Below are 20,106 nucleotides of genomic sequence, written 5' to 3' on the forward strand. Positions count from 1 at the left end.
TGCGCCGCGACAGGCGGGGAGGCCGGTCTCGGTCGTCGGGGTCCTGGGGGTGCGCCGGATGGTACGCGCCGCGGCTCAGGGACCGAGCGCGACGAGATCGCGCAGACCCATGATCGTTCGTTCCCCCACCCCCCGGACGCGCCTCAGGTCGTCGACGCCCGCGAAAGGGCCGCCTTCTTCGCGCTCGGCGATGATCCGGTGCGCCAGGGCCGGGCCGACCCCGGGCAGCAGTTGCAGCTCGTGGACGGTCGCCGCGTTCACGTCGATCAGGATCGTCGCCTTCGTCTGGTCCGTGCGTGCCGGAGACGCGCGGAGCGCGAGTGCGAGGGCAAGAGCACCGAGCATCGTCGCGCCGAACACGCGCGGGCCACGCGTGGGGTCGGGCTTGCTCACGGGCCGGGCCTTGCGCGAGTGTGCGCGTCCGGCGCGGCGACAAGCCCGAGGTTGGCGCGTCGGAGTCGAACGAGCCGGTCGAACGCGGGCTTGGGCAGGGCGTCGGCGTTGAGCACCCCGCCGCTGACCATCTCGGCTCCCGGCGCCCCCGGGGGGGCGTCGGCGAGCTGGTGCCAACCTGCGGCGATGACGCAGGGCTTGCCGAGCACGACGGTCATGGTCTGGTCGAGCCAGTCCGCCTGCGTCTGCTCGCTCCACCCGCCTCGCCACGCGCCGGGCTCCATGACGCACGCGAACTGCTCGCGTGCGGCCTGCTGCGTGCTGGGGGCTCCGAGCGTGACGGCGATGGGCTTCCCGAGCGAGCCGTAGCGATCGATCAGGTCGGAGACCTGCGTGATGTCTCGCGCACCGTGCCCCGACGACGGGTCGCCCATCTGGATGCGCAGGTCGAGCGCGTCGACCTGCAGCCCCTGCTGGACCGCCATCTCGGCGAAGAGCAGCGGCGGGACGGCGAGCGGGTTGCGCGTCGCGGACTCGCCGAAGGGCTGGTCGATCTCGAGGTGGATGCGCGCGTGTGGGTTGAACTTGCGCACGGCCATGATCGAGAGACGCACGAGATCGAGCATCTGCTCGACCGTGAGGATGAACGAGTCGTTGAGGTTCACGCCGCTGACTGGAGTCCACCGGGACACGACGCGAGAGAAGCGGCTGCAGACGCGCTGCAGGTGCTCGTAGGCGATCTCTCGCAGCGACTCGTAATCGTTGCGCCAGACGCCGGTCCATTGCGGCGCGCGCCCGGGGCGGAAGTCGACGATCGGACCCGCGACGACCGGGAGGCGCGCGTCGCGCGCCGCCCATGTCGCCCACGCTTCGGCGTGCGCGAGGTTCAGCGCTCCCTCGGTCGCGTTGACTGCGCCCCAGGCCAGCGGGAGGCACACAGCATCGGCGCTGGCGCGGATCGCTTCGCAGTACTTCGGCTCGGGTGGCGCGAAGGGCGCCTGCACGCTGACCGCGGGTCGGCGCAGGCGTGCGGCGGCGGGCGACAAGCCCTTGATCTGATGCTCGCGTAGGCGCATCCCGACCTTGCCGACCCACAGCGAGAGCTTCTCGGTCGCGTCGATCGCCTGGGCGAGCGCCTCGCGCGCGAGGGCGTCCTGCGCAACAAGGGCGTCCTCTCCGGCGCGGGTGTCGACGGCGAGGGCGCGCATGAAGGTCGCCTCGGCGCGCTCGAAGGCGGTCATCGGCTCTTCGGGGGGGCTGGCGCCCTCGAGCCAGTCCTCAAGCTTCACGAGGAACAGCATCACGCGATGGCGCGCCAGTTCCAGCGACAGGAGGTAGGGCCTCTCGCGCCGAGGCAGAAGGCAGGTCTGGAGCAGCAGCACGCCGACCTCGCCCACGTCCACCTGGAGGCAGAGGGCGACCGCCTGGTTCGGATCCGCCTCGCAGACGATGTCGTCGCCCTCGAACCGGACCTTGCCGGCGAGGGCGATGTTGTCCTGCCCCAGGATGTGAGCACGCCGGGGGATATCCCCCGTCAGGGCGCGTGAACCGGATGGCACACGAAATCGCAGCACGCGGCCTTTCCCGACGAGCGGCTCCGGCAGGGGACACCCCGACCCGAGGGCGCGGCGGCCGGCGCGACGAGCGACAGCCGCCTCTCCCGGGCAGGGTCGCAGGTCCGCGAGCGGGACGCAAGCCCCTCCCGGGAGGATTCTCAGACTGTGGAGCAGGCGCCCCAGCACGCTCACGGTTCGGGATCTCGCGTACCGGCTTTCGCTGGCCGTCAACGCTCCGACTCGCCCGGGTGCATCGGCTACCATCCCCGGACCGAAGGATTTCTGTCAGGACGACACGAAAGGACGACCGAGCATGGGTCTGGAAGCCGCCATCCCTACCGACGCTTTCGCGACGACGCAGCTGCGAAAGGTCGTCAACTGGGCCCGCCGCAGCAGCGTGTGGCCGATCCCCTTCGCCACAGCGTGCTGCGGCATCGAACTCATGGCCACCGCCTCGTCTCGCTACGACATCGCCCGCTTCGGCATGGAGCGCATGTCGTTCTCCCCACGCCAGAGCGACCTGCTCATCGTCGCCGGGCGCATCGGGATCAAGATGCTCCCCGTCCTGCAGCGCATCTACCAGCAGATCACCGAGCCCAAGTGGGTCATCTCGATGGGCGCCTGCGCCAGCACGGGCGGCGTCTTCGACACCTACGCGACGGTGCAGGGCATCGACCAGTTCATCCCGGTGGATGTCTACATCCCGGGGTGCCCCCCCCGCCCCGAGATGCTCCTCGAGGGCTGCATGGCGATCCATCGCATCATCGACGAGGACGGCATGCCCCCCATCGGCCCCGACGGGCGGCGCATCCCCCTCAAGATCGCGCTCCAGCCCTCTCACCGGCCCGCGGCCCAACCCCTGCCGCTGACGATCGGCGCGTCCTGAAAAACCTTCGCTGAACCCGAACCCCTGCGATCAAGGGGCGTCGAACCCCACGGGCACACCCGCTCAGGAGGTATCACATGCGCCTGACCACCCTGTCGTTTGTTGCGCTCTCGCTCGTGATCGCCGGGGCGTCGGCGTCGCAGATCTCGCGCGCACCGGGCGCTCTAGGCGCACCGACCGATGCGTCGGCGCAGCGATACGAGCAGGCGCGCAACAACCTCATCGCCAAGTCGCTCAAGGCGATGGAGACGGGTGACCCGCTCGAGACCGCGATCCTGCTTCAGGGCGCGATCGAGCGCGTCGGGAAACACCCTGATCTCGTCGACGCGTTGGAGACAGTGAAACCCCACGCAGCAGAGGCCGCCGAGGCGCGCGTCGACCGGATGCTGCGCGAGGGCAAGACTCGCGAAGCGGTGTCGCTGCTGGCGCGTGTGAGCGCGGCGACGCACTCGCCCCGGCTGGACGCCCTCCTCGATCGTGCGACCCTCGACCTGCGCCTGCTCGAAGCCGCCGAGTTCGAGGCGTCGGGCGATCGCCTCCTGGCGATGCAGGCCGCGGCCAGCGCGGTGCTTCTCGCGCCCGATGACCCGCGCGTCCGAGTCGCCGCGGAGCGACACGGACTTCGCACCGCTCCGGCTCAGGCGAGCGCCCCGCTCTCTCCCCCGGCCCCCGCCCCGACGGCGCAGACGCCCGTCGTCTCGCCGGCGCCGCAACGAGACGCAGGCGTGGACGCGCGCCTCGAATGGCTCGAGCAGCAAGTCCGGCGCATGGGGGAGTCCCCACGCACGGCGCCGACGGACCAGATGGGCGTTCGCCTCGACCAGCGGCTGGATCAGCTCGACACGGCGCTCCGGCGCCAGATGGGCGATCTGGATCGTGTGACGCGCCTGGTCGAGGAAATGAACTCGCGCCAGCGCCTCGACGGGCGCGCCGAGTTCGCCACCACCGAGTTGGACCGGCGCGTCCGAGAGCTTGAGCGGGTCAATTCCGCGCTTCAGCGTGAGGTATCCTCGCTCAGCAACGAGGTCCGCTCGCTCCAGCGCAGCGTCGGTCGGCCCTGAACGAATCCCCAATCACTTCACCCCAAGGAGGAACGCCCGTGGACCATTCTTCGCCCGAGCACGAGCCCGTTACGTCCCCGATCTCGCGCCGTCAGGCCATCGCGGGCGTCGGCGCCGCGGTCGGGGCCGTCGCGCTCTCCCCCCTCGCGTTCGCGCAGCAGGCCCAGGCGCTTGGCGGGTCGAAGATCGACTTCTCCTCGCTCGGATACGACGCCGCCAAGGGCGAGTACGTGCTGCCCCCCCTGCCCTACGCGTACGACGCGCTCGAGCCCCACATCGACGCGGCGACGATGGAGATCCACCACACCAAGCACCACGCGGGCTACGTCGCCGGGCTGAACAAGGCGCTCGCGGAGTTGAAGAAAGTCCGGGAGAGCGGCGACGCGTCGCTGGTCAAGCACTGGTCGCGCGAACTGGCCTTCCACGGGGGCGGTCACGTGAACCACATGCTCTTCTGGGTGACCCTGACCCCGCCCGATTCTGCCGGGGCCAAGGCGGGGCCGATCGGCCCGCTGGCGGCGGCGCTGCGCGAGAGCTTCGGGTCGGTCGACGCGTTCAAGGCCCACTTCACCGCGGCCGCCAACGCCGTCGAGGGGGGCGGGTGGGCGTGGCTGATGTACGAGCCCGTCTCGCGCCGGCTCATCATCACCCAGATGGAAAAGCAGCAGGAGATCTACATGACCGGGTCGGTCCCCCTGCTGGGGGTCGATGTCTGGGAGCACGCGTACTACCTGCGTTACCAGAACCGGCGGGCGGACTACGTGAAGGCGTTCTGGAACGTGGTGAACTGGCCCATGGTCGGCGCGATGCTGATCGCGGCCCGGGGCAGCTGACGCCCGGGCACAGGCCCCCACACCCGCGATCTCGCCGCTACCATCCGGGCCACAGCCCCCGACGGAGAATGCCCCGAATGGTGAAGGTCGCTTTCAGCACGGTTGCCTGCCCCGATTGGACGCTCGATCGCGTCGCCGCCGCGGCGTCGCGCTGGGGCTTCCAGGGGGTTGAGCTGCGCACCTTCGGGTGGGCCGGGACGCGTCTGGCCTGCGAGCCGGCGCTGACCTCGGGGGCCAAGGTCCGGCGGATGTTCGGCGAGGCCGGTGTCGAGATCGCCGGCGTGGGAACGGGCGTGCGCTTCGACGAGCCGGTCTTCCCGCCCGTGATCGGCTACGCGATCAGCGACACGAACAAGAGCGTCATCGCGGCCAAGCGCACCATCGAGATCGCCCACGAGATCGGCGCGCCGTTCGTGCGCGTGTTCGGGTTCGAGCCGCGCCGGCGCGAGAAGTTCGCGCGCTTCCAGCAGCGCGTCGCCGGTCGCATCGCGCTGGCCGCCGACGCCGCCCGCAACATGGATGTCACGGTCGTGGTTGAGAACGCCGGGATCTTCGCCGGGGCGCAGGCGCTGAAGGACCTGCTCGACGAGGTGGAAGCGAGCCACTCGTCGATCCGCGTGCGCGCGTGCTACAACCTGGCCAACGCCGTCAGAGCGGGCGACGACCTCGCGAAGGGAGTCGACATCCTCGGGGCCAAGCTCGTCACGGCGCGCGTCAAGGACCTCGACGGTGCGGGCATGCCCGTCCCGCTGGGCGCCGGCGTGCTGCCGGTGGGCGAGTTCGTGCGCGCCGTCGCGCACTCTGGCTCGGCCCGCTGGCTCGTGTTCGAATGGGACAAGCTGTGGCTGCCGGAACTCCGCGACGCAGATGAGGTGATGCCGGGCGCGGCGTCGTCGCTCGTGCGCATGGTCGCCGAGGCGCGAGGCCCGATTTTCCGCACCGGATCATCCACGAGCGCCGCGTGAGCACGGGCGTGACCGACCACCCACTCGACAACGCGGTCGTCTCGACCGATCTGCCCTTCCCCAACCGTCGTCAGGGCAAGGTGCGCGATGTTTACGACCTTCCTCGCGACGCGTCGCGCCCCAACTCCCCCCCGGCGCTGCTGATCGTCGCGACGGATCGACTGAGCGCGTTCGATGTCGTGCTGCCGACGCCCATCCCGGGCAAGGGACGGATCCTGACGGACATCTCGGCACGCTGGTTCGCGTTCATCGAGGAGCGCGGGCTGGCGAGAACCCACCTTCTGTCGACGAACGTCGACGACATCCCGGGGCTGACGGGCGCCCAGCGCAGCCAGCTTCGCGGGCGCGTGACGCTCGGGCGTCGCTGCCGCGTCGTTCCCATCGAGTGCGTGGCGCGAGGGTACCTCGCCGGTTCCGGCGTCAAGGACTACCAGCGCGACGGCGCGGTCTGCGGCGTCAAGCTCCCTGCGGGCATGCGCTCCGGCGATTCGATCATCGAGAAGCTCGGCGCTCCGATCTTCACACCCGCGACGAAGGAAGAGCAAGGCAAGCACGACGAGAACATCTCGTTCGAGCGCGCCTGCGAGCTCGTCGGGCGATCGCTGATGGAGCGCTTGCGCGACATGACGCTCGCGATCTACCTCGCGGCGCACGACTACGCGAAGCAGCGAGGCGTGATCCTCGCTGACACGAAGTTCGAGTTCGGCGTCCCGCTCGATGAGCGCGGCCAGCCCGAGGGCGACACGCTCCTGCTCGTCGACGAGGCGCTGACGCCCGACTCCTCACGGTACTGGCCCGCCGAGGCGTGGAACCCCGGGGGCGAGCAGCCCAGCTACGACAAGCAGTTCGTGCGGGAACACCTCGAGGCGCTCGTCGCGAAGGGCGAGTGGAACAAGCAGGCGCCCGGGCCCGTTCTGCCCGAGCGGGTCGTGCGAGGCACGCTCGAGAAGTACGAGGAAGCCCGGCGCCGGCTTTTCGGTTCCTGATCGAGGCGATCAGGCGTCGGAGTCGTTGAGCTTCTCGACCTCGCGGAGCGTGCGCTCGAGCTGCTTCTTGAGCAGTCGCACGCGAAGCAGACTCTTCACTCGCGTGATGAGCTCGATCCGGTGAACCGGCTTGGTCAGAAAGTCGTCGGCGCCGCTCTCGACGGCGCGCTCGACATCGGCGACCTCGTTGAGGGCGGTCACCATCACTACCGGGATGTCGCGAAGGACCGGGTCGCTTTTGAGGCGCGAGCACACCTGGAACCCGCTCATGCGGGGCATCATGACATCGAGAAGGATCAGGTCGGGCTGGCTCTGCTCGACGGATCGCAGGGCTTCGAGCCCGTCACGCGCCGTCTTGACGCCGCAGCCGACGCCGTCTTCGACGTAGGCCTGGAGGAGCTCGAGGTTCTGCTCGTTGTCGTCGACGACGAGCACCGTCGCGGCGCGGATCTCCGCGGCGTCGGGTTCGAGCGAGACAGACTGCTGAACGTCCTGGGTCATGGTCGGCTCCGGGGGCTTTCCCGTGGTGAGGACATGCTACGAAGGGCGTGGGAGCGGGTCGAGGGGCAAATCCGACCATCCCCCTGACGGCGAGGGCGGCGCCCCTACCATCGCGCGATGACGCCGCGCGGTCACCAGCACGATGGACACGCCGGGCCCGGCGATCCGCTCGACGCCGCCAGAGACATCATCGCGCGCGCGCGATCCCTGGGGTTCGCTCTGGCCGGGGTGTGCGAGGCGCGCCCAAGCGATCACGCCGAGCACGTGCGCGCCTGGCTCGCGGCGGGCAAGCACTCCACGATGGACTGGCTCGCGACGCAGGCCGAGCAGCGCCTCGACCCGGCCTCGATGCTGCCGGGCGTGCGCTCGATCCTCGCCGTCGGGGACCTCTACGCGTCGCGCGACGGGGCGTCGTCGGCGCGCGAGAGTCTCCCGCCGGGGCACGGGCGCATCGCCCGCTATGCGCGCGGCGGGGACTACCACAAGGTCATCAAGAAGCGGCTCCACTCGCTCTGCGATCAGCTGCGTGAGGAACACCCCCCCCACGAGTTCCGCGCGTGCGTCGACATCGAACCCACCCTCGAACGAGAGCACGCTGCTCGCGCAGGCGTGGGATGGATCGGGCGTCACACGCTGCTCATCCACCCGACGCACGGCTCGTACTTTCTCCTCGGACTGATTCTCACGACGCTCCCGCTCGCGACGCCTCCCGAGCAGGATCGCTTCGACGACCACTGCGGCGCCTGCACGCGCTGCATCGACGCGTGCCCGACCGGCGCGATCGCTCCGAGCGAGGAGCCGCGCAGCGTCGACGCGAGCCGGTGTGTGTCGTACCTGACCCTCGAGCGGCGGACGCTGGTTCCCCTTGATTTGCACAGCGGCGTCGGCGACATGATCGCCGGCTGTGATGTATGCCAGGAGGTCTGCCCCCATAATTCGGCTCGAACGCGTCCCGGGCCGAGCCCCCACGGGGCGTACGCGGCGCGCTTCGCGTCGCTCCCGCTGCTCGAGGTGCTCGGGTGGTCAACGCAGGACCGTTCGACGCGCCTCAGCGGGATGGCGCTGAAGCGCGCCACGATGACGATGTGGAAGCGCAACGCGCTTGTCGCCGCCGGCAACGCGCTGCTTCACGGCTCGGTTCCGGCGGACGAAGCTGCGGCGCTGCGCGCACGGATAGCCCGGCTCGCGTCGGGCGAATCCGAGGACCCGGTGATTCAGCAGACCGCGTCGGACGTGCTGGCGAGGATCACTGGCCGCGAGGGGCGGGCGCCTTCATCGTGACGGGGATGGTGATCTCCTGGCCTTCGCGCACGACGACCAGCTGGACGACCTCGCCGGGCTCGTGCTTGGCGAGCATGGTCATCATCTGCTCGACGTCGGCGAGTTCTTCGCCGCCCCACTTGATGATGCGATCGCCCTTCTGGATGCCGGCGTCGCCGGCGCTGGTGCCGGGGGTGACATCGCCCACCATGACGCCCGGGAGGGTGTCGCTGTAGTTGCCCGGGGCGATGCCCAGGCGCACGCGCGCCCGCGGCATGGCCCCCATGCGGCGCGTGGTGGTCTCGCGGAACTCGAGCTTCTGCGGCATCGTGGCGAGCGTGAGCGCGACATCGGCGGCGAGGTTCGCGGTCGCCACGGCGCCCTCGTGGTTGATGGTCCACGCCTCGTCGCTGGGCGCGTGGTACTCGCCGTGGAGGCCGGTGTGGAAGAAGAGCACCGGGATGCCCTTGGCGTTGAAGCTCGCGTGGTCGCTGGGCCCGCTGCCGCCGCCCTGGGGCGTGATGGGCAGGCCCGACGCGTCGAAGATGGGCTTGAGGATGTCCATGAACCCGCCGGCGGTTTCGACGCCGCCGATCTGGAGCTTCTGCTCGTCGCGCAGGCGCCCGATCATGTCGAGGTTGATCATCGCCTGGGCCTGCGACACCGAGAAAGGCATGTTCTCGACGAAGTAGCGCGAGCCGTTCAGGCCCGACTCCTCGGCGCCGAAGCCCATGAACACGATCGAGCGCGCGTCGGCGTCGGCCGCCAGCCCGTCGTAGGCCTGCTTGAGGCGCTCAGCGGCGAGCAGCACGCCGGCGGTGCCCGACGCGTTGTCGTCGGCGCCGGGGTGGATCTGCCCGACTGCGCCGACGCGCGAGCCGAAGTAGCCGTAGCCGACGTGGTCGTAGTGCCCGCCCACGATCACGTACTCCTCGGCCAGCGCGCCCCTGCCGCGAAGAACCGCGGCCACGTTGTCGGTGGGGATGCGCGGGCGCTCGACGCCGCCCGCGATGGTCATGGTGACCTGCGGCATGGGCGTCACACCTCCGGACGCGTCGGCCTTCTTGCGCCAGTCGACGAGGGAACGCCCCGTCGTGTCGCGGAAGAGTCTGTCAGCGGCTTCGTGGCTGAGCGCGATCGCCGGGACCTGGGCGCCGAGGTTGAAGCTCGTGCCGCGGGCCGTTGGAAGCTCGGTCACGCGCGGGTCGTCGGCCTCGGGCGGGTTGATGAGGATCACGCCCGCGGCGCCTCGCTTCGTGACGGCGTCGATCTTCCCGGCGAGCCCGGCGCGCGGCGACCACGCGTTCTCCGCCCACTTGCTCTTGCCCTGCTCGTTCATGGGCTCGAAGCGGAACATCACGGCGATCTTGCCGCTGAGGTCGTCGTCGTCGCTGAAGGTCTTGTAGCCGTTCTCCCCGTTCTCGATCGCGTAGCCGACGAAGACGAGCTCGGCCGAGGCCTCGGCGTTGCCGGAGAAGCCGAGCACGTTGAAGTCCTTGCCCTCGGTCAGCGAGCGCGTCTGCCCCCGGGTGGTCCAGGACGCGCCGGAACGGACGACCTCGAGCGGGCCGGTCACGTCGAAGGTCTGGCGGAACGACGGCTCCCCGGAGTCATCGACGAAGAACGGCTCGAGCCCGATGCGCGTGAAGTAGAAATCGAGCATGTCGGCGGCGATCTCGACGCCCTTGGTGCCCGGGGCGCGACCCTCGAAGAAGGGGTCGGAGAGCGTCGTGACGATCTGGTGGTAGCGCCGGACCTGGTCGTCTCTCGCGGCGAGAGCGGCGGCGATCGCCGACTCGGTGGGCGCGGCCTTGGCGGTCAGCGCGATCGGGGTCGCGGAGCGGGTGGTCGCGCCGGCGCTCGCCGACGACCCGGAGGACGAGGTCGCTTCACGAGGAGCTGCACAGCCCAGCAGCCCAGCAGCCAGGACGATCGAAGCTGCCAGACCGGCGCGCCCCAGCAGGAGGCGGGCGGTCACGGGACGGCGGGCGGTGATCTGGGTCGGCATCGGTTTCTCGCTTGCGCTGGTGGGCCGGACACGCTGGCGAGTCCGGTCAGGGGTTGGTGACGATCACTGTATCGGACGAGCGGGCTCCGGGGGGTACGGATTGGGGCGCACCCCGCTCGCGACAGGCGTGGTACCGGACTTCCGCATAGGGCGTTGCGTTGGCTCGCGCGCCGCTGGCTCGGGCAGGAGTCGGGGCCATGCCTATTCTTTGGTGTTCGACCGCCCCGCAGGCGACGCCGCGTCGAGCGATCGCCCACGGGCGCCCCCACAGCAGGCGCCTCCCCACCCATGAATTACACCTCGATCACGCCCGATCAGCGCGAGGAAATGCTCGCCGCGATCGGCGCATCGTCGATTGACGACCTGTTCGCCGTGATCCCCGAGAAGTCGCGGTTCAAGGGCGACCTCGACCTCCCCCCGGCGATGAGCGAGCTCGAGCTGCAGCGTGAGCTCGCGAAACTCAGCTCGATGAACAAGCACATGCTCAACAGCGTGTCGTTCATGGGCGCCGGCGCGTACGACCACTTCATCCCGTCGTTCATCGATCAGATCGTGAACCGAGGCGAGATCCTGACCGCCTACACGCCTTACCAGGCCGAAGCGTCGCAGGGCTCGCTGCAGGCGTTCTTCGAGTTCCAGACGCAGATCGCTCGCCTCACCGGGCTCGACATCGCCAACGCCTCGCTCTACGAGGGCGCCAGCGCGTGCAACGAGGCCGCCCTGCTCGCGCTCAACACCACCGGCAAGCGCCGCGTGCTGATCGCCGACACCGTGCACCCCGACTACCGCAAGGTCGTCGAGACGGGCCTGTCGGACCTGCCTGCCGAACTCGTAGTCGTCAAGAGCGAGAACGGGCGCATCAGCGCCGACGCCGTGAAGGCAGCGTCGAACAACGACACCGCGTGTCTGATCGTGCAGTCGCCCAACTTCTTCGGGCTGATCGAAGACTGGAAGGGGCTCTTCGACGCTTTCCAGGCCACGAGCACATCCGGGCACCGCCCGCTGAACGTCGCGGTGTTCAACCCCACGGCGTGCGCGCTGCTCAAGAACCCGGGCCAGTGCGGCGCCGACGTCGCGTGCGGCGAGGGCCAGCCCCTGGGCGTGCCCCTCCAGTTCGGCGGGCCGTATCTCGGGCTCTTCGCCGCGAAGAAGGAGTTCATGCGCCGCATGCCGGGTCGCCTCATCGGCCAGACCGAGGACGGCGAGGGTCGTCGCGCGTTCTCGCTGGTCCTCCAGACGCGCGAGCAGCACATCCGCGGCGCCAAGGCGACGAGCAACATCTGCACCAACCAGGGCCTGCTCGCGATGCGCGCCACCATGTACATGACCGCGATGGGCCCCGCCGGCATCCGCGAGGTCGCCGAGCAGTGCTGGCACAAGGCGCACTACCTCGCGAAGAAGATCGCGGCGATCCCCGGCTTCTCCCTGCGCTACCAGGGCGAGTTCTTCCACGAGTTCGTCGTGAAGTGCCCCGGCCCGGTCACCCCGATCGTCGAGCACTGCAAGAAGCACGGCTTCCTGCCGGGCGTCGCGCTGAACGCGCGCCGCCTCGGTCGCCCCGGCGCACCGGATGAGTTGCTGATCGCCGTCACCGAGAAGCGCACGCGCGAGGAACTCGACGCGTTCGCGAAGTGCCTCTCCGAAGCCCCCCGCGCCTGACCTTGATCTCACACGCTTCCCCCGCCCCTCGAGGGTTCACGCTGATATGACCACGATGCAGCCCAACACGCGTCCGGTTTCGATCGACCTCCACGGCGCCGACGGCGCGCCGGTCCGCGCCGCGTCCGTCGCGCAGACGCGCGGCGAGCGACCGACCGAGCCGCTGATCTTCGAGAAGTCGGCGCCCGGCGCCCGCGCGATCGACATGCCGAATCTGGATGTCGACGCCACGCCCCTGCCGGCGTCGCTCGCCGGGAACGCGCCCGACTGGCCCGAGCTGGGCCAGCTGCAGGTGATCCGTCACTACACGCACCTCTCGCAGCGGAACTTCGGCGTCGACGGCGAGTTCTACCCGCTCGGGTCGTGCACGATGAAGTACAACCCGCGCATCAACGAGTACGCCGCCGCCCAGCCCGGCTTCGCGCACATTCATCCTCTCCAGGACGACGCGGACGTGCAGGGCGCGCTGAAGCTGCTCTACGAGACGCGCCTGATGCTACAGGAGGTTGCGGGCCTTCCCGAGGCGTCGCTGCAGCCCGCCGCGGGCGCGCACGGAGAGTACACCGCCCTCAAGGTCATGCGCGCGTACTTCCGCGATATCGGCCAGGCCTCGCGCAGCGTCGTCTTCGCTCCCGACAACGCCCACGGCACCAACCCCGCCTCCTGCGCGATGTGCGGCGCCAACGTCGTCGCCATCAAGACCGTCAACGGCTACACCGACATCGACGCCCTCAAGCGCGCGATCGACGACGCCGGCGCCGAGAACGTCGCCGGGCTGATGATCACCAACCCCAACACCGCCGGCCTCTTCGACAGCTATGTCGCCGACATCGCCGACATCATCCACCAGGCGGGCGGCCTGCTCTATCTCGACGGCGCCAACATGAACGCCATCCTGGGCAAGACCCGCCCGGGCGACTTCGGCGCCGACATGATGCACTACAACACACACAAGACCTTCAGCACGCCCCACGGCTGCGGCGGCCCGGGCGCCGGGCCCATCGCGGTGCGCGACTTCCTCGCGCCGTATCTGCCCGTGCCCCAGGTCATCAAGAAGCCCGACGGGACCTACGCGCTTGAGTACGACCGCCCCAAGAGCATCGGCAAGGTGCGATCGTTCATCGGCCAGGTCGGCGTGCTGGTGCGCTGCTGGACCTACATGCGCGCCTGCGGCCCCGACGGCCTGCGCGACGTGGCCGAGCTGTCGGTGCTCAACGCGAACTACCTCGCGGCGCGCCTGCGTCACCGCTACGAGATGCCCTTCTTCGCCCCCGAGGAGGGCCGGTACGCGGCCCACGAGTTCGTGACCGTGCCGCAGAACCTGCTCGACAAGGGGATCTCGCTGCTCGACATCGTCAAGCGTCTGATCGACTACCGCATCCACCCGCCGACCATGCACTGGCCGGTGCGCAACTGCCTGATGGTCGAGCCGACCGAGACCGAGGGCAAAGATGTGCTGGATCGCTTCGTCGACGCCATGCTGCGCATCGCGGACGAGATCGAGAAAGACCCGAAGGGCATGGCCGAGGCGCCCCGCGACGCGATCGTCCGGCGTCTCGACATCGTGGCCGCCGACCGCAAGCCGATCCTCGTCCACGAGGGCTGAGCCTGCCCATCCCGCTGTTTATTCGGACGCCCGCCCGGTTCGCGAACCCGGGCGGGCGTTTCGCGTCAGAAACGCCGATGGAACACCTTGTGCGAACCGCCCTCGTCGTCGTAGCCAGTCTGTCGATCGTCTTCACCGCGTCGTGGGCCCAGCAGGGTTCGTCGCAGAACCAGACGCCGGCCGGCGTGCGCGTGATGATCACCTCGGATCGCGTCGCCGGGTTCGCCGATCACACGACGATGATGCTCGGCCTGTTCGACACCAGCGGGCTGGTGGTCACTCGAGAGCGGTTCCTCGCGCCAGGGTCGCGACGCGACCCGCTGCCGGCGCTGGTCGCGCCGGCGCGGAGGCCCGCGGACGGCGCGGACTTCCCCGGGGCGAAGGAGCCGGTCGTGATGCTGGAGGTCGACGGGCTGGCCGTCGCCTACCCGCTGGGGGCGCTGATCTACCACGCGGTGATCAACGACACCATCGGCGACACGCCGGTCGCGATCTGGTACGACCCGATCTCGGGCGGACTGGCGGCGTTCCGGCGCGACGTGCCCGCGCGACGGGCGATCTCCGGCGCCGAGACTCCTCGCGAGTTCCGCCTTTCCGGGTTGCTGCTGCACGGATCGTCGGTTCTCTATGACCGCGGGACGAAGTCGCTGTTCTCTCCGCTCGAAGGGCGGGGGCTCAGCGGCCCGTTCGCCGACGCGCGTCTCGATTCGCTGCCGTTCCGCGTCCTGTCGTTTGACGAGTTCCGCGCGATACGGCGCGCCGGCGAGGTCGTCGCCCGCCCCATGGGCACCACGTTCGATTACTCGGTGAACCCGTACGCCGAGTTCCAGCTCGACCCTGGCATCGTCTACATGCAGGTCACGAACGACCAGCGCACCCACCCGAAAGCCAGCGGCGTGGGCATCGCGAGCCCCACCCCCGAACGCAACGCCTTCTTCGTCCCGCTCACTGCGCTGGATAAAGGCGACCGGTCCTTCATGACCGACGCAGGGAGCGTGGTCGTCGGGCTCACGCCCGAGGGCACGGTGGTGATCAAGGAGTGTCCGCCGGGAGTGACGGTGGCGCAGACGTACTTCGCGAACTGGGTGAGCGCGCACCCGACGAGCAGTCTGGCGGTGAGCGTCGATGTGCGCGACCTGCCTATCTCGCAGCCGCGCTGAGACGAATCAGAGCAGCGCGACGGGGTCGACATCGATCGCCGCCGTCGCGTCGCTTCGCAGCAGGCCGGCGTTGCGCATCGCCGTGAGCGCGCTCTGCAGGGGCCCGGCGCTGGGCGCGAGCAGTTCGATCGCGATGCGGTGCTTGCCGGCGATGCGGCTGAGCGGGCAGGGCATCGGTCCCCGGATGAGGACGGTCTGGTCGGCGCCTTGACGCAGCGCGGATTCCAGATCGGACGCGCGGTCGAACGCCTTCGCGTAGTCGTCGTCCCGGATGACGATGCGGGCCATCCGCGCGAACGGGGGGAGACCCGCTCGCTCGCGCTGCGACAGTTCTTCCTGCGCGAAACCCTCGTAATCGTGGCGTGAGGCGAACCGCACCGCCGGCGTTTTCGGCGCGAGCGTCTGGACGATGACGACGCCCGGCTTGTCGCTGCGCCCGGCGCGACCGGCGACCTGGCTGACGAGCTGGAAGGTCCGTTCGGCGGCGCGGAAGTCCGGCAGGTTGATGGCCGTGTCGGCGTGCACGACGCCGACGAGCCGGACGCTCGGGAAGTCCAGGCCCTTGGCGACCATCTGCGTGCCGAGAAGAACGCGTGCGTCGCCCTTGCGAAAGCGCTCGAGCGCGAGGAAGTAGTCGCGCCCGCCGCGCATGGTGTCGCTGTCGAGCCGGAGCATGGTGTCGCCCGAGCGCAGATCGGCGAAGTCGCGGGCGAGTTCCTCCTCGACGCGCTGAGTGCCGAGCCCGAAGACGCTGACCTTGCGTTCGCACGACGGGCAGTGCGAGGGGAGGAGCTTCTCAGCGAGACAGTGGTGGCATCGGACGACGCCCCCCCGGCCCGGGTCGAGGCGTTTGTCTTTGTGGAAGACCATGGTCGCGTCGCAGTCGTCGCAGGTCATGATCCAGCCGCAGCGATGGTCGGGGCAGCAGATGTAGTTCGCGTAGCCGCGCCGGTTGAGCAGCAGGATTGCCTGGGCGCCCTCGTCGAGCGTGCGGCGCAGGGCGGTCTCGAGCGTCGGGCCGAGCAGGCGGACCCGGTTCTCCGACCACGGGCGTTTGCGCCGCTCCTCCGCGAGGTCGACCACGACGACCCTTGGCAGGCGCATGCCCGCCGGGCGGGTGCGCATCGTCGAGAGGACGAAGCGCCCGTCGAGGGCGTTTTTCCATGATTCGAGCGACGGGGTCGCGCTGCCGAGCACCACGGGGCAGCCCTCGATCTGGGCGCGCTTGATCGCGACATCGCGCGCGTGGTACCGAGGGAGCTGGTCCTGCTTGTACGAGTTGTCGTGCTCCTCGTCGACGACGATCAGGCCGAGCCGATGCGGCGTGGGCGCGAAGACGGCGCTGCGCGCCCCCACCACCACCCGGGCGGCGCCGCTCGCGACAGCCGACCACTGCTGGTTGCGCTGCGCCGAGGTCAGGCCGGAGTGCAGCACCGCCACGCCCTCGCGACCGAACCTTGCGAGGAATCGCGCCGAGGTCTGCGGCGTCAGCGAGATCTCGGGGACAAGCACGATCGCGGATCGCCCCTGCGCCAGCACCCGCTCGATCGCATCGAGGTACACCTCGGTCTTTCCCGAGCCGGTCACGCCCCTGAGCAGGTGCACGGCGAAAGTGTCAAGGCCGCCGACGATCCTCGCGAGCGCGGCACGCTGCTCGTCGCTGAGAGTGACGCGGGCCGCGTCGCCTGGTGTGACCTCGCCCCAGGCGGCGCGCACCGTGGTCACGCGGACCTCGCGCAGGACGCCCTCGCGCACGAATCGGTTCACCGGCGCGATCGTCGCAGCCCCGAGCGCCTTCTGCAGCGCGCGCGGCTCGACGGGCCAGGCCGACGTGTCGCCCATTCGGGCGCGGAGCGCCTCGACCAGCGGCGCGAGCGAGGGCGTCGGCTTCATGGCATCGAGACGCTCACTCGCGTCGGGGGCGGGCTCGAGCGCAGAGCGCGTGACGACGCCGATGTCGTGCTTGACGGCGGCGGGCGTCATGCTGGCGAAGACCATGCCTATGGGGCAGAGGTAGTAGCGAGCCATCCACTTGGCGAGCTCGACGAGCGCCGGGGGAAGTCCGCCGCTGAGCCGGCGCTTCACCGGCTTGATGCGCGCCGGATCGAGTGTGGTGCTGTCGAGGATCTCGATGACGTACCCGGCGACCGGGGCGTTGCCCCTGCCGAGCGGAGCTTCGACGCGTTCACCCATGCGCACCGACGCGAGCGAGTCGGGCAGGGCGTAGGTGAGCCCGTCGGGGTGGTCGACGCCGCGTTCGGGCGCGAGGCGCACGAAGCGCCCTCGCGTTTCACCGTGTTCGGGTTCGGCTGCGGCAAAGAGTCCCGACGACTTCATCGCGTCAGCGTACGCGACGGTCGGGCCGGGCGGATTCAGTCGGGCCTGGGGCCTTGCGCCTCCTGCTGGCGCCTGCGCCGGAGCTCGTCAACCGCGGCGTCCTCGACGCCTTTCTGGCGCTGGGCGATCGACTCGCGCAGCATCTCGGCGAGCGGGGCGCCGATCTCGGGATTGAAGCTCATGGCGATGCGCGTGGGGGTGAGCCCCTGCTCGGCGCCGGCGCTGGGGTCGGCGCCGGCGTTGAGCAAGCGACGGACGAGGGTCTGGTTGCCCGTCCCGACGGCCAGCATAAGGGGCGTCCAGCCCGAGTACTGGCTGACCTTGCACTGCGCCTCGATATCGGCTCCGGCTCGCACGAGCGGGTCGAGCGTCGCCATCGTGCGCGCCATGTGGATCGGGCGCCATCCATCGTTGTCGGTGATGTCGGGGTCGGCGCCGCGGCGCAGCAGCATCGCCGTCACGAGGCCGGCCCCCTTCGAGGTGGCGTAGTGCAGGGCGGTCCGCCCGTTCGAATCCCGCGTGTTCACGGGGGCGCCGGCGTCGAGGAGGCGCTTCACGACCTCGGGGCTGGGCGCGGCGGCGGCGGCCATGAGCGGGGTGAGTCCGAAATTGTTGCTCGCGTCGTTGCGCGCACCCAGCTCGAGCAGCGCCATCACGGGCTGCTCGCGAGCGTTGATCGCGGCGATGAGCAGCGGCGTCGACCCGTCGGCGGCCTGGGTTTCGACGGACATGCCCGCCTCGACGAGCGCGCGGACCGTGTCGGCGTTCGCGGTGCGTCCTTCGACCGCCCAGTGCAGCGCGTTGAGCCCCTGCGGGCTGCGGCGCGACCGATCGGCGTTGGCGGCGAGCAGGTAACGCACGGCTCCGGCGTTGCCGACGCGTGCCGCGGTCATGAGCGGCGTGCGCCCCCGGTTGTCGGCGAGGTCGATCAGCGCGCCGGCGTCGATGAGCGCCTTGACCATCCCGGGATCGCGACCCAGGCCGGCGGCCCAGTGCAGGGCGGTCGATCCGTCCTGGCTGCGAAGATTCACCTCGACGCCTCGCTCGATCACGGCGAGGATCTTGGCGACCGAGCCCTCGGTGCTCGACGCCCACATGAGCACGCTGATCCGTCGGTCGTCCACGGCGCGCGGGTCAGCGCCGCGATCCATGAGGTACCGCATCGTCGCGTCGTCGGCGTCCCGGCCCGCGAGCATCAACGCTGTGGCGCCCGCGAAAATTCCGCCCTGGATCCGCAGGTCGATCTCGACGCCCTTGTCGAGCTCCTGCTGGACGGTCAGCACATCGCCCTTCATCGCGGCGACGTGGATCGGCTCGAACCGCGACATGTTCTGGGAGCCCTGCTCCTCCTGCGGCGGGGTGACCACCTGCACCTGCGCGAGGGCGGGGAAAGACATCGATGCGGCACAAATCGCGGCGAGGACGGCGAAGCGGGAGGGCGAGGGCATAGGTCGTGCGTGCTCCAACACGGGATGACTCGGGAGATCGGTCGGCCTGGGGGGGCGTCGACGCCTGCTCGGACGCGAGGCTCGAGCCCGGGTTCCGGGCGGGAAGGCGGCGGAGTTGTATCGGCGTTCGGGGGGCCCAACGCGAGGGCCCGGGCCCGAGAATACCCCCCTCCGCTCGCGAAACCCTGTCTACACTGAGCCCGAAGATGCATCACACGACCCACGCCCGACTCGCGCTCGCCGATGGCTCCCTCTTCGAAGGAGCGGCCTTCGGCGCGACGGACAAGCCGCGCACTATCGCCGCCGAGGTGGTGTTCAACACCGCTATGACGGGCTACCAGGAATCGCTCACCGACCCCTCGTACACGGGCCAGATCCTCGTCGAGACCGCGCCGCTGGTCGGCAACACCGGGACGAACCCTCAGGACGTTGAATCGACCCGGGTGCAGGTCTCCGGGTTCGTCGTGCGCGAGCTCGCGCAGCGACACTCGAACTACCGGGCCGACAGCGATCTCTCGGCGTATCTCGCTTCCAACGGCGTGCTCGGGCTCGCCGATGTCGACACGCGCGCTTTGGCGCGTCGGCTCCGCGTCGCCGGCGTCATGGCGGGCGTTCTCTCGAACGACCCGACGATCTCCGACGCCGACCTCGTCAGACTCGCACGGGAGGCGCACGACACGACCGGGCAGAACCTCGTCCCGCTCGTTGGCTGCTCCTCTCGTCAGAGCTGGAGGGACACGCTCGGAGAGTGGGCCCCCACAGCGTCGCTGGGCGGTGCGCCCGGCAAGACCCTGCGCGCCGACGGCGAGACCCGCCGGAGGGTGCTCGCGCTCGACTGCGGCGCCAAGTGGAACATCCTGCGTCACCTGACGCAGCGTGGCTGCGAGGTCGTCGTGGCGCCCCACGACACCCCCGCCGCCGAGATCCGCGCCGCGGCCGATCGGGGGGAGATCGACGGGCTGTTCGTCTCGAACGGCCCCGGCGACCCGGCGGCGGTGACAACGACGATCGACACGCTCCGTGCGCTGGTCGGGGGCGAACCGGGGAGCGTCGTCCCGACCTTCGGGATCTGCCTTGGCCACCAGCTGCTGAGTCTGGCGCTGGGCGCGAAGACCTACAAGCTGAAGTTCGGGCATCGAGGCGTGAATCAGCCCGTGCGGAACCTGCTGACCGGGCGGGTGGAGATCACCAGCCAGAACCACGGGTACGCCGTCGACACCGACTCGCTGTCCAGGGTCGGTGGGGAAGCGACGCACGTGAACCTGAACGACCATTCGCTCGCCGGCTTCCGGATGACGGATCGCCCGGTGTTCGCGGTGCAGCATCACCCCGAGGCAAGCCCCGGGCCGCATGACGCGAATTACCTGTTCGACGGGTTCGTGCGGATGATGGAATCGAAGAGCCCGGTGTCCGCTGCGTCGCTGACCAGCGCCCGCTGACAGACCTT

At 69.9% G+C, this 20,106-nt stretch carries 16 protein-coding genes; 10 read left to right on the top strand and 6 right to left on the bottom strand.

Features of this window, described 5'->3' with window-relative positions:
• Positions 1-75 precede the first annotated feature (75 nt).
• Positions 76-393 (bottom strand): ComEA family DNA-binding protein, encoded by a 318-nt coding sequence (locus KF684_01200; GenBank protein MBX3351522.1) that lies wholly within the window; start codon positions 391-393, stop codon positions 76-78.
• Positions 390-1,967, bottom strand: coding sequence for a hypothetical protein (locus KF684_01205; GenBank protein MBX3351523.1), 1,578 nt, complete (start codon positions 1,965-1,967; stop codon positions 390-392). The genes KF684_01200 and KF684_01205 overlap by 4 nt, the downstream gene beginning before the upstream one ends.
• Positions 1,968-2,262: 295 nt before the next feature.
• Here KF684_01205 and nuoB point away from each other — a divergent pair, with 295 nt between their 5' ends.
• The 5 genes from nuoB to KF684_01230 all read left to right on the top strand — a co-directional run bounded on the left by nuoB (position 2,263) and on the right by KF684_01230 (position 6,680).
• Positions 2,263-2,835, top strand: coding sequence for an NADH-quinone oxidoreductase subunit NuoB (gene nuoB / locus KF684_01210; protein MBX3351524.1), 573 nt, complete (start codon positions 2,263-2,265; stop codon positions 2,833-2,835).
• A 77-nt stretch (positions 2,836-2,912) separates the two neighbouring features.
• Positions 2,913-3,896, top strand: a complete 984-nt coding sequence (locus KF684_01215) for a hypothetical protein (protein ID MBX3351525.1) — start codon at positions 2,913-2,915, stop codon at positions 3,894-3,896.
• A 38-nt stretch (positions 3,897-3,934) separates the two neighbouring features.
• Positions 3,935-4,729: a superoxide dismutase gene (locus tag KF684_01220; protein ID MBX3351526.1), complete on the top strand. Its 795-nt coding sequence runs from the start codon at positions 3,935-3,937 to the stop codon at positions 4,727-4,729.
• 77 nt (positions 4,730-4,806) lie between these two features.
• Positions 4,807-5,694: a sugar phosphate isomerase/epimerase gene (locus tag KF684_01225; protein MBX3351527.1), complete on the top strand. Its 888-nt coding sequence runs from the start codon at positions 4,807-4,809 to the stop codon at positions 5,692-5,694.
• Between the two features lie 8 nt (positions 5,695-5,702).
• Positions 5,703-6,680, top strand: a complete 978-nt coding sequence (locus KF684_01230) for a phosphoribosylaminoimidazolesuccinocarboxamide synthase (GenBank protein ID MBX3351528.1) — start codon at positions 5,703-5,705, stop codon at positions 6,678-6,680.
• Positions 6,681-6,689: 9 nt separating this feature from the next.
• On the opposite strand, the gene KF684_01235 is transcribed toward KF684_01230, so the two are convergent.
• Positions 6,690-7,181, bottom strand: a complete 492-nt coding sequence (locus KF684_01235) for a response regulator (protein ID MBX3351529.1) — start codon at positions 7,179-7,181, stop codon at positions 6,690-6,692.
• Positions 7,182-7,298: 117 nt separating this feature from the next.
• Between KF684_01235 and queG the strand changes: the two genes are divergently transcribed.
• A complete protein-coding gene (queG, locus tag KF684_01240) occupies positions 7,299-8,462 on the top strand; it encodes a tRNA epoxyqueuosine(34) reductase QueG (GenBank protein ID MBX3351530.1) in 1,164 nt (387 codons plus the stop codon).
• On the opposite strand, the gene KF684_01245 is transcribed toward queG, so the two are convergent.
• Positions 8,428-10,449 carry a M28 family peptidase gene (locus KF684_01245; protein MBX3351531.1) on the bottom strand — a complete coding sequence of 674 codons (2,022 nt, stop codon included), beginning with the start codon at positions 10,447-10,449 and terminating at the stop codon, positions 8,428-8,430. The two genes, queG and KF684_01245, sit on opposite strands and share 35 nt — an antisense overlap.
• Before the next feature lie 288 nt (positions 10,450-10,737).
• On the opposite strand from KF684_01245, the gene gcvPA reads away from it, so the two are divergent.
• The 3 genes from gcvPA to KF684_01260 all read left to right on the top strand — a co-directional run bounded on the left by gcvPA (position 10,738) and on the right by KF684_01260 (position 14,874).
• Positions 10,738-12,108 carry an aminomethyl-transferring glycine dehydrogenase subunit GcvPA gene (gene gcvPA, locus KF684_01250; GenBank protein ID MBX3351532.1) on the top strand — a complete coding sequence of 457 codons (1,371 nt, stop codon included), beginning with the start codon at positions 10,738-10,740 and terminating at the stop codon, positions 12,106-12,108.
• A gap of 46 nt (positions 12,109-12,154) precedes the next feature.
• Positions 12,155-13,714 carry an aminomethyl-transferring glycine dehydrogenase subunit GcvPB gene (gene gcvPB, locus KF684_01255; GenBank protein MBX3351533.1) on the top strand — a complete coding sequence of 520 codons (1,560 nt, stop codon included), beginning with the start codon at positions 12,155-12,157 and terminating at the stop codon, positions 13,712-13,714.
• A gap of 89 nt (positions 13,715-13,803) precedes the next feature.
• Positions 13,804-14,874 carry a DUF3179 domain-containing protein gene (locus KF684_01260; GenBank protein ID MBX3351534.1) on the top strand — a complete coding sequence of 357 codons (1,071 nt, stop codon included), beginning with the start codon at positions 13,804-13,806 and terminating at the stop codon, positions 14,872-14,874.
• A 6-nt stretch (positions 14,875-14,880) separates the two neighbouring features.
• Here KF684_01260 and priA read toward each other — a convergent pair whose 3' ends face one another.
• Both priA and KF684_01270 read right to left on the bottom strand, forming a co-directional pair.
• Positions 14,881-17,211, bottom strand: a complete 2,331-nt coding sequence (gene priA, locus KF684_01265) for a primosomal protein N' (GenBank protein ID MBX3351535.1) — start codon at positions 17,209-17,211, stop codon at positions 14,881-14,883.
• Between the two features lie 35 nt (positions 17,212-17,246).
• Complete coding sequence (locus KF684_01270) at positions 17,247-18,659, bottom strand: ankyrin repeat domain-containing protein (protein ID MBX3351536.1); 1,413 nt, start codon at positions 18,657-18,659, stop codon at positions 17,247-17,249.
• Positions 18,660-18,865: 206 nt separating this feature from the next.
• Here KF684_01270 and carA point away from each other — a divergent pair, with 206 nt between their 5' ends.
• Complete coding sequence (carA, locus tag KF684_01275; protein MBX3351537.1) at positions 18,866-20,098, top strand: glutamine-hydrolyzing carbamoyl-phosphate synthase small subunit; 1,233 nt, start codon at positions 18,866-18,868, stop codon at positions 20,096-20,098.
• Positions 20,099-20,106 lie beyond the last annotated feature (8 nt).

The sequence above is a fragment of the Phycisphaeraceae bacterium genome (genome assembly GCA_019636675.1).
GTDB lineage: Bacteria > Planctomycetota > Phycisphaerae > Phycisphaerales > UBA1924 > JAHBXC01.

What these genes read in the sequence shown, in the direction of transcription:
- nuoB (MBX3351524.1), top strand. Translation starts at nt 2,263, where the DNA reads ATGGGTCTGGAAGCCGCCATCCCTACCGACGCTTTCGCGACGACGCAG.
- KF684_01215 (MBX3351525.1), top strand. Translation starts at nt 2,913, where the DNA reads ATGCGCCTGACCACCCTGTCGTTTGTTGCGCTCTCGCTCGTGATCGCC.
- KF684_01225 (MBX3351527.1), top strand. Translation starts at nt 4,807, where the DNA reads ATGGTGAAGGTCGCTTTCAGCACGGTTGCCTGCCCCGATTGGACGCTC.
- KF684_01235 (MBX3351529.1), bottom strand. Translation starts at nt 7,181, where the DNA reads ATGACCCAGGACGTTCAGCAGTCTGTCTCGCTCGAACCCGACGCCGCG.
- queG (MBX3351530.1), top strand. Translation starts at nt 7,299, where the DNA reads ATGACGCCGCGCGGTCACCAGCACGATGGACACGCCGGGCCCGGCGAT.
- KF684_01245 (MBX3351531.1), bottom strand. Translation starts at nt 10,449, where the DNA reads ATGCCGACCCAGATCACCGCCCGCCGTCCCGTGACCGCCCGCCTCCTG.
- gcvPA (MBX3351532.1), top strand. Translation starts at nt 10,738, where the DNA reads ATGAATTACACCTCGATCACGCCCGATCAGCGCGAGGAAATGCTCGCC.
- gcvPB (MBX3351533.1), top strand. Translation starts at nt 12,155, where the DNA reads ATGACCACGATGCAGCCCAACACGCGTCCGGTTTCGATCGACCTCCAC.
- priA (MBX3351535.1), bottom strand. Translation starts at nt 17,211, where the DNA reads ATGAAGTCGTCGGGACTCTTTGCCGCAGCCGAACCCGAACACGGTGAA.
- KF684_01270 (MBX3351536.1), bottom strand. Translation starts at nt 18,659, where the DNA reads ATGCCCTCGCCCTCCCGCTTCGCCGTCCTCGCCGCGATTTGTGCCGCA.
- carA (MBX3351537.1), top strand. Translation starts at nt 18,866, where the DNA reads ATGCATCACACGACCCACGCCCGACTCGCGCTCGCCGATGGCTCCCTC.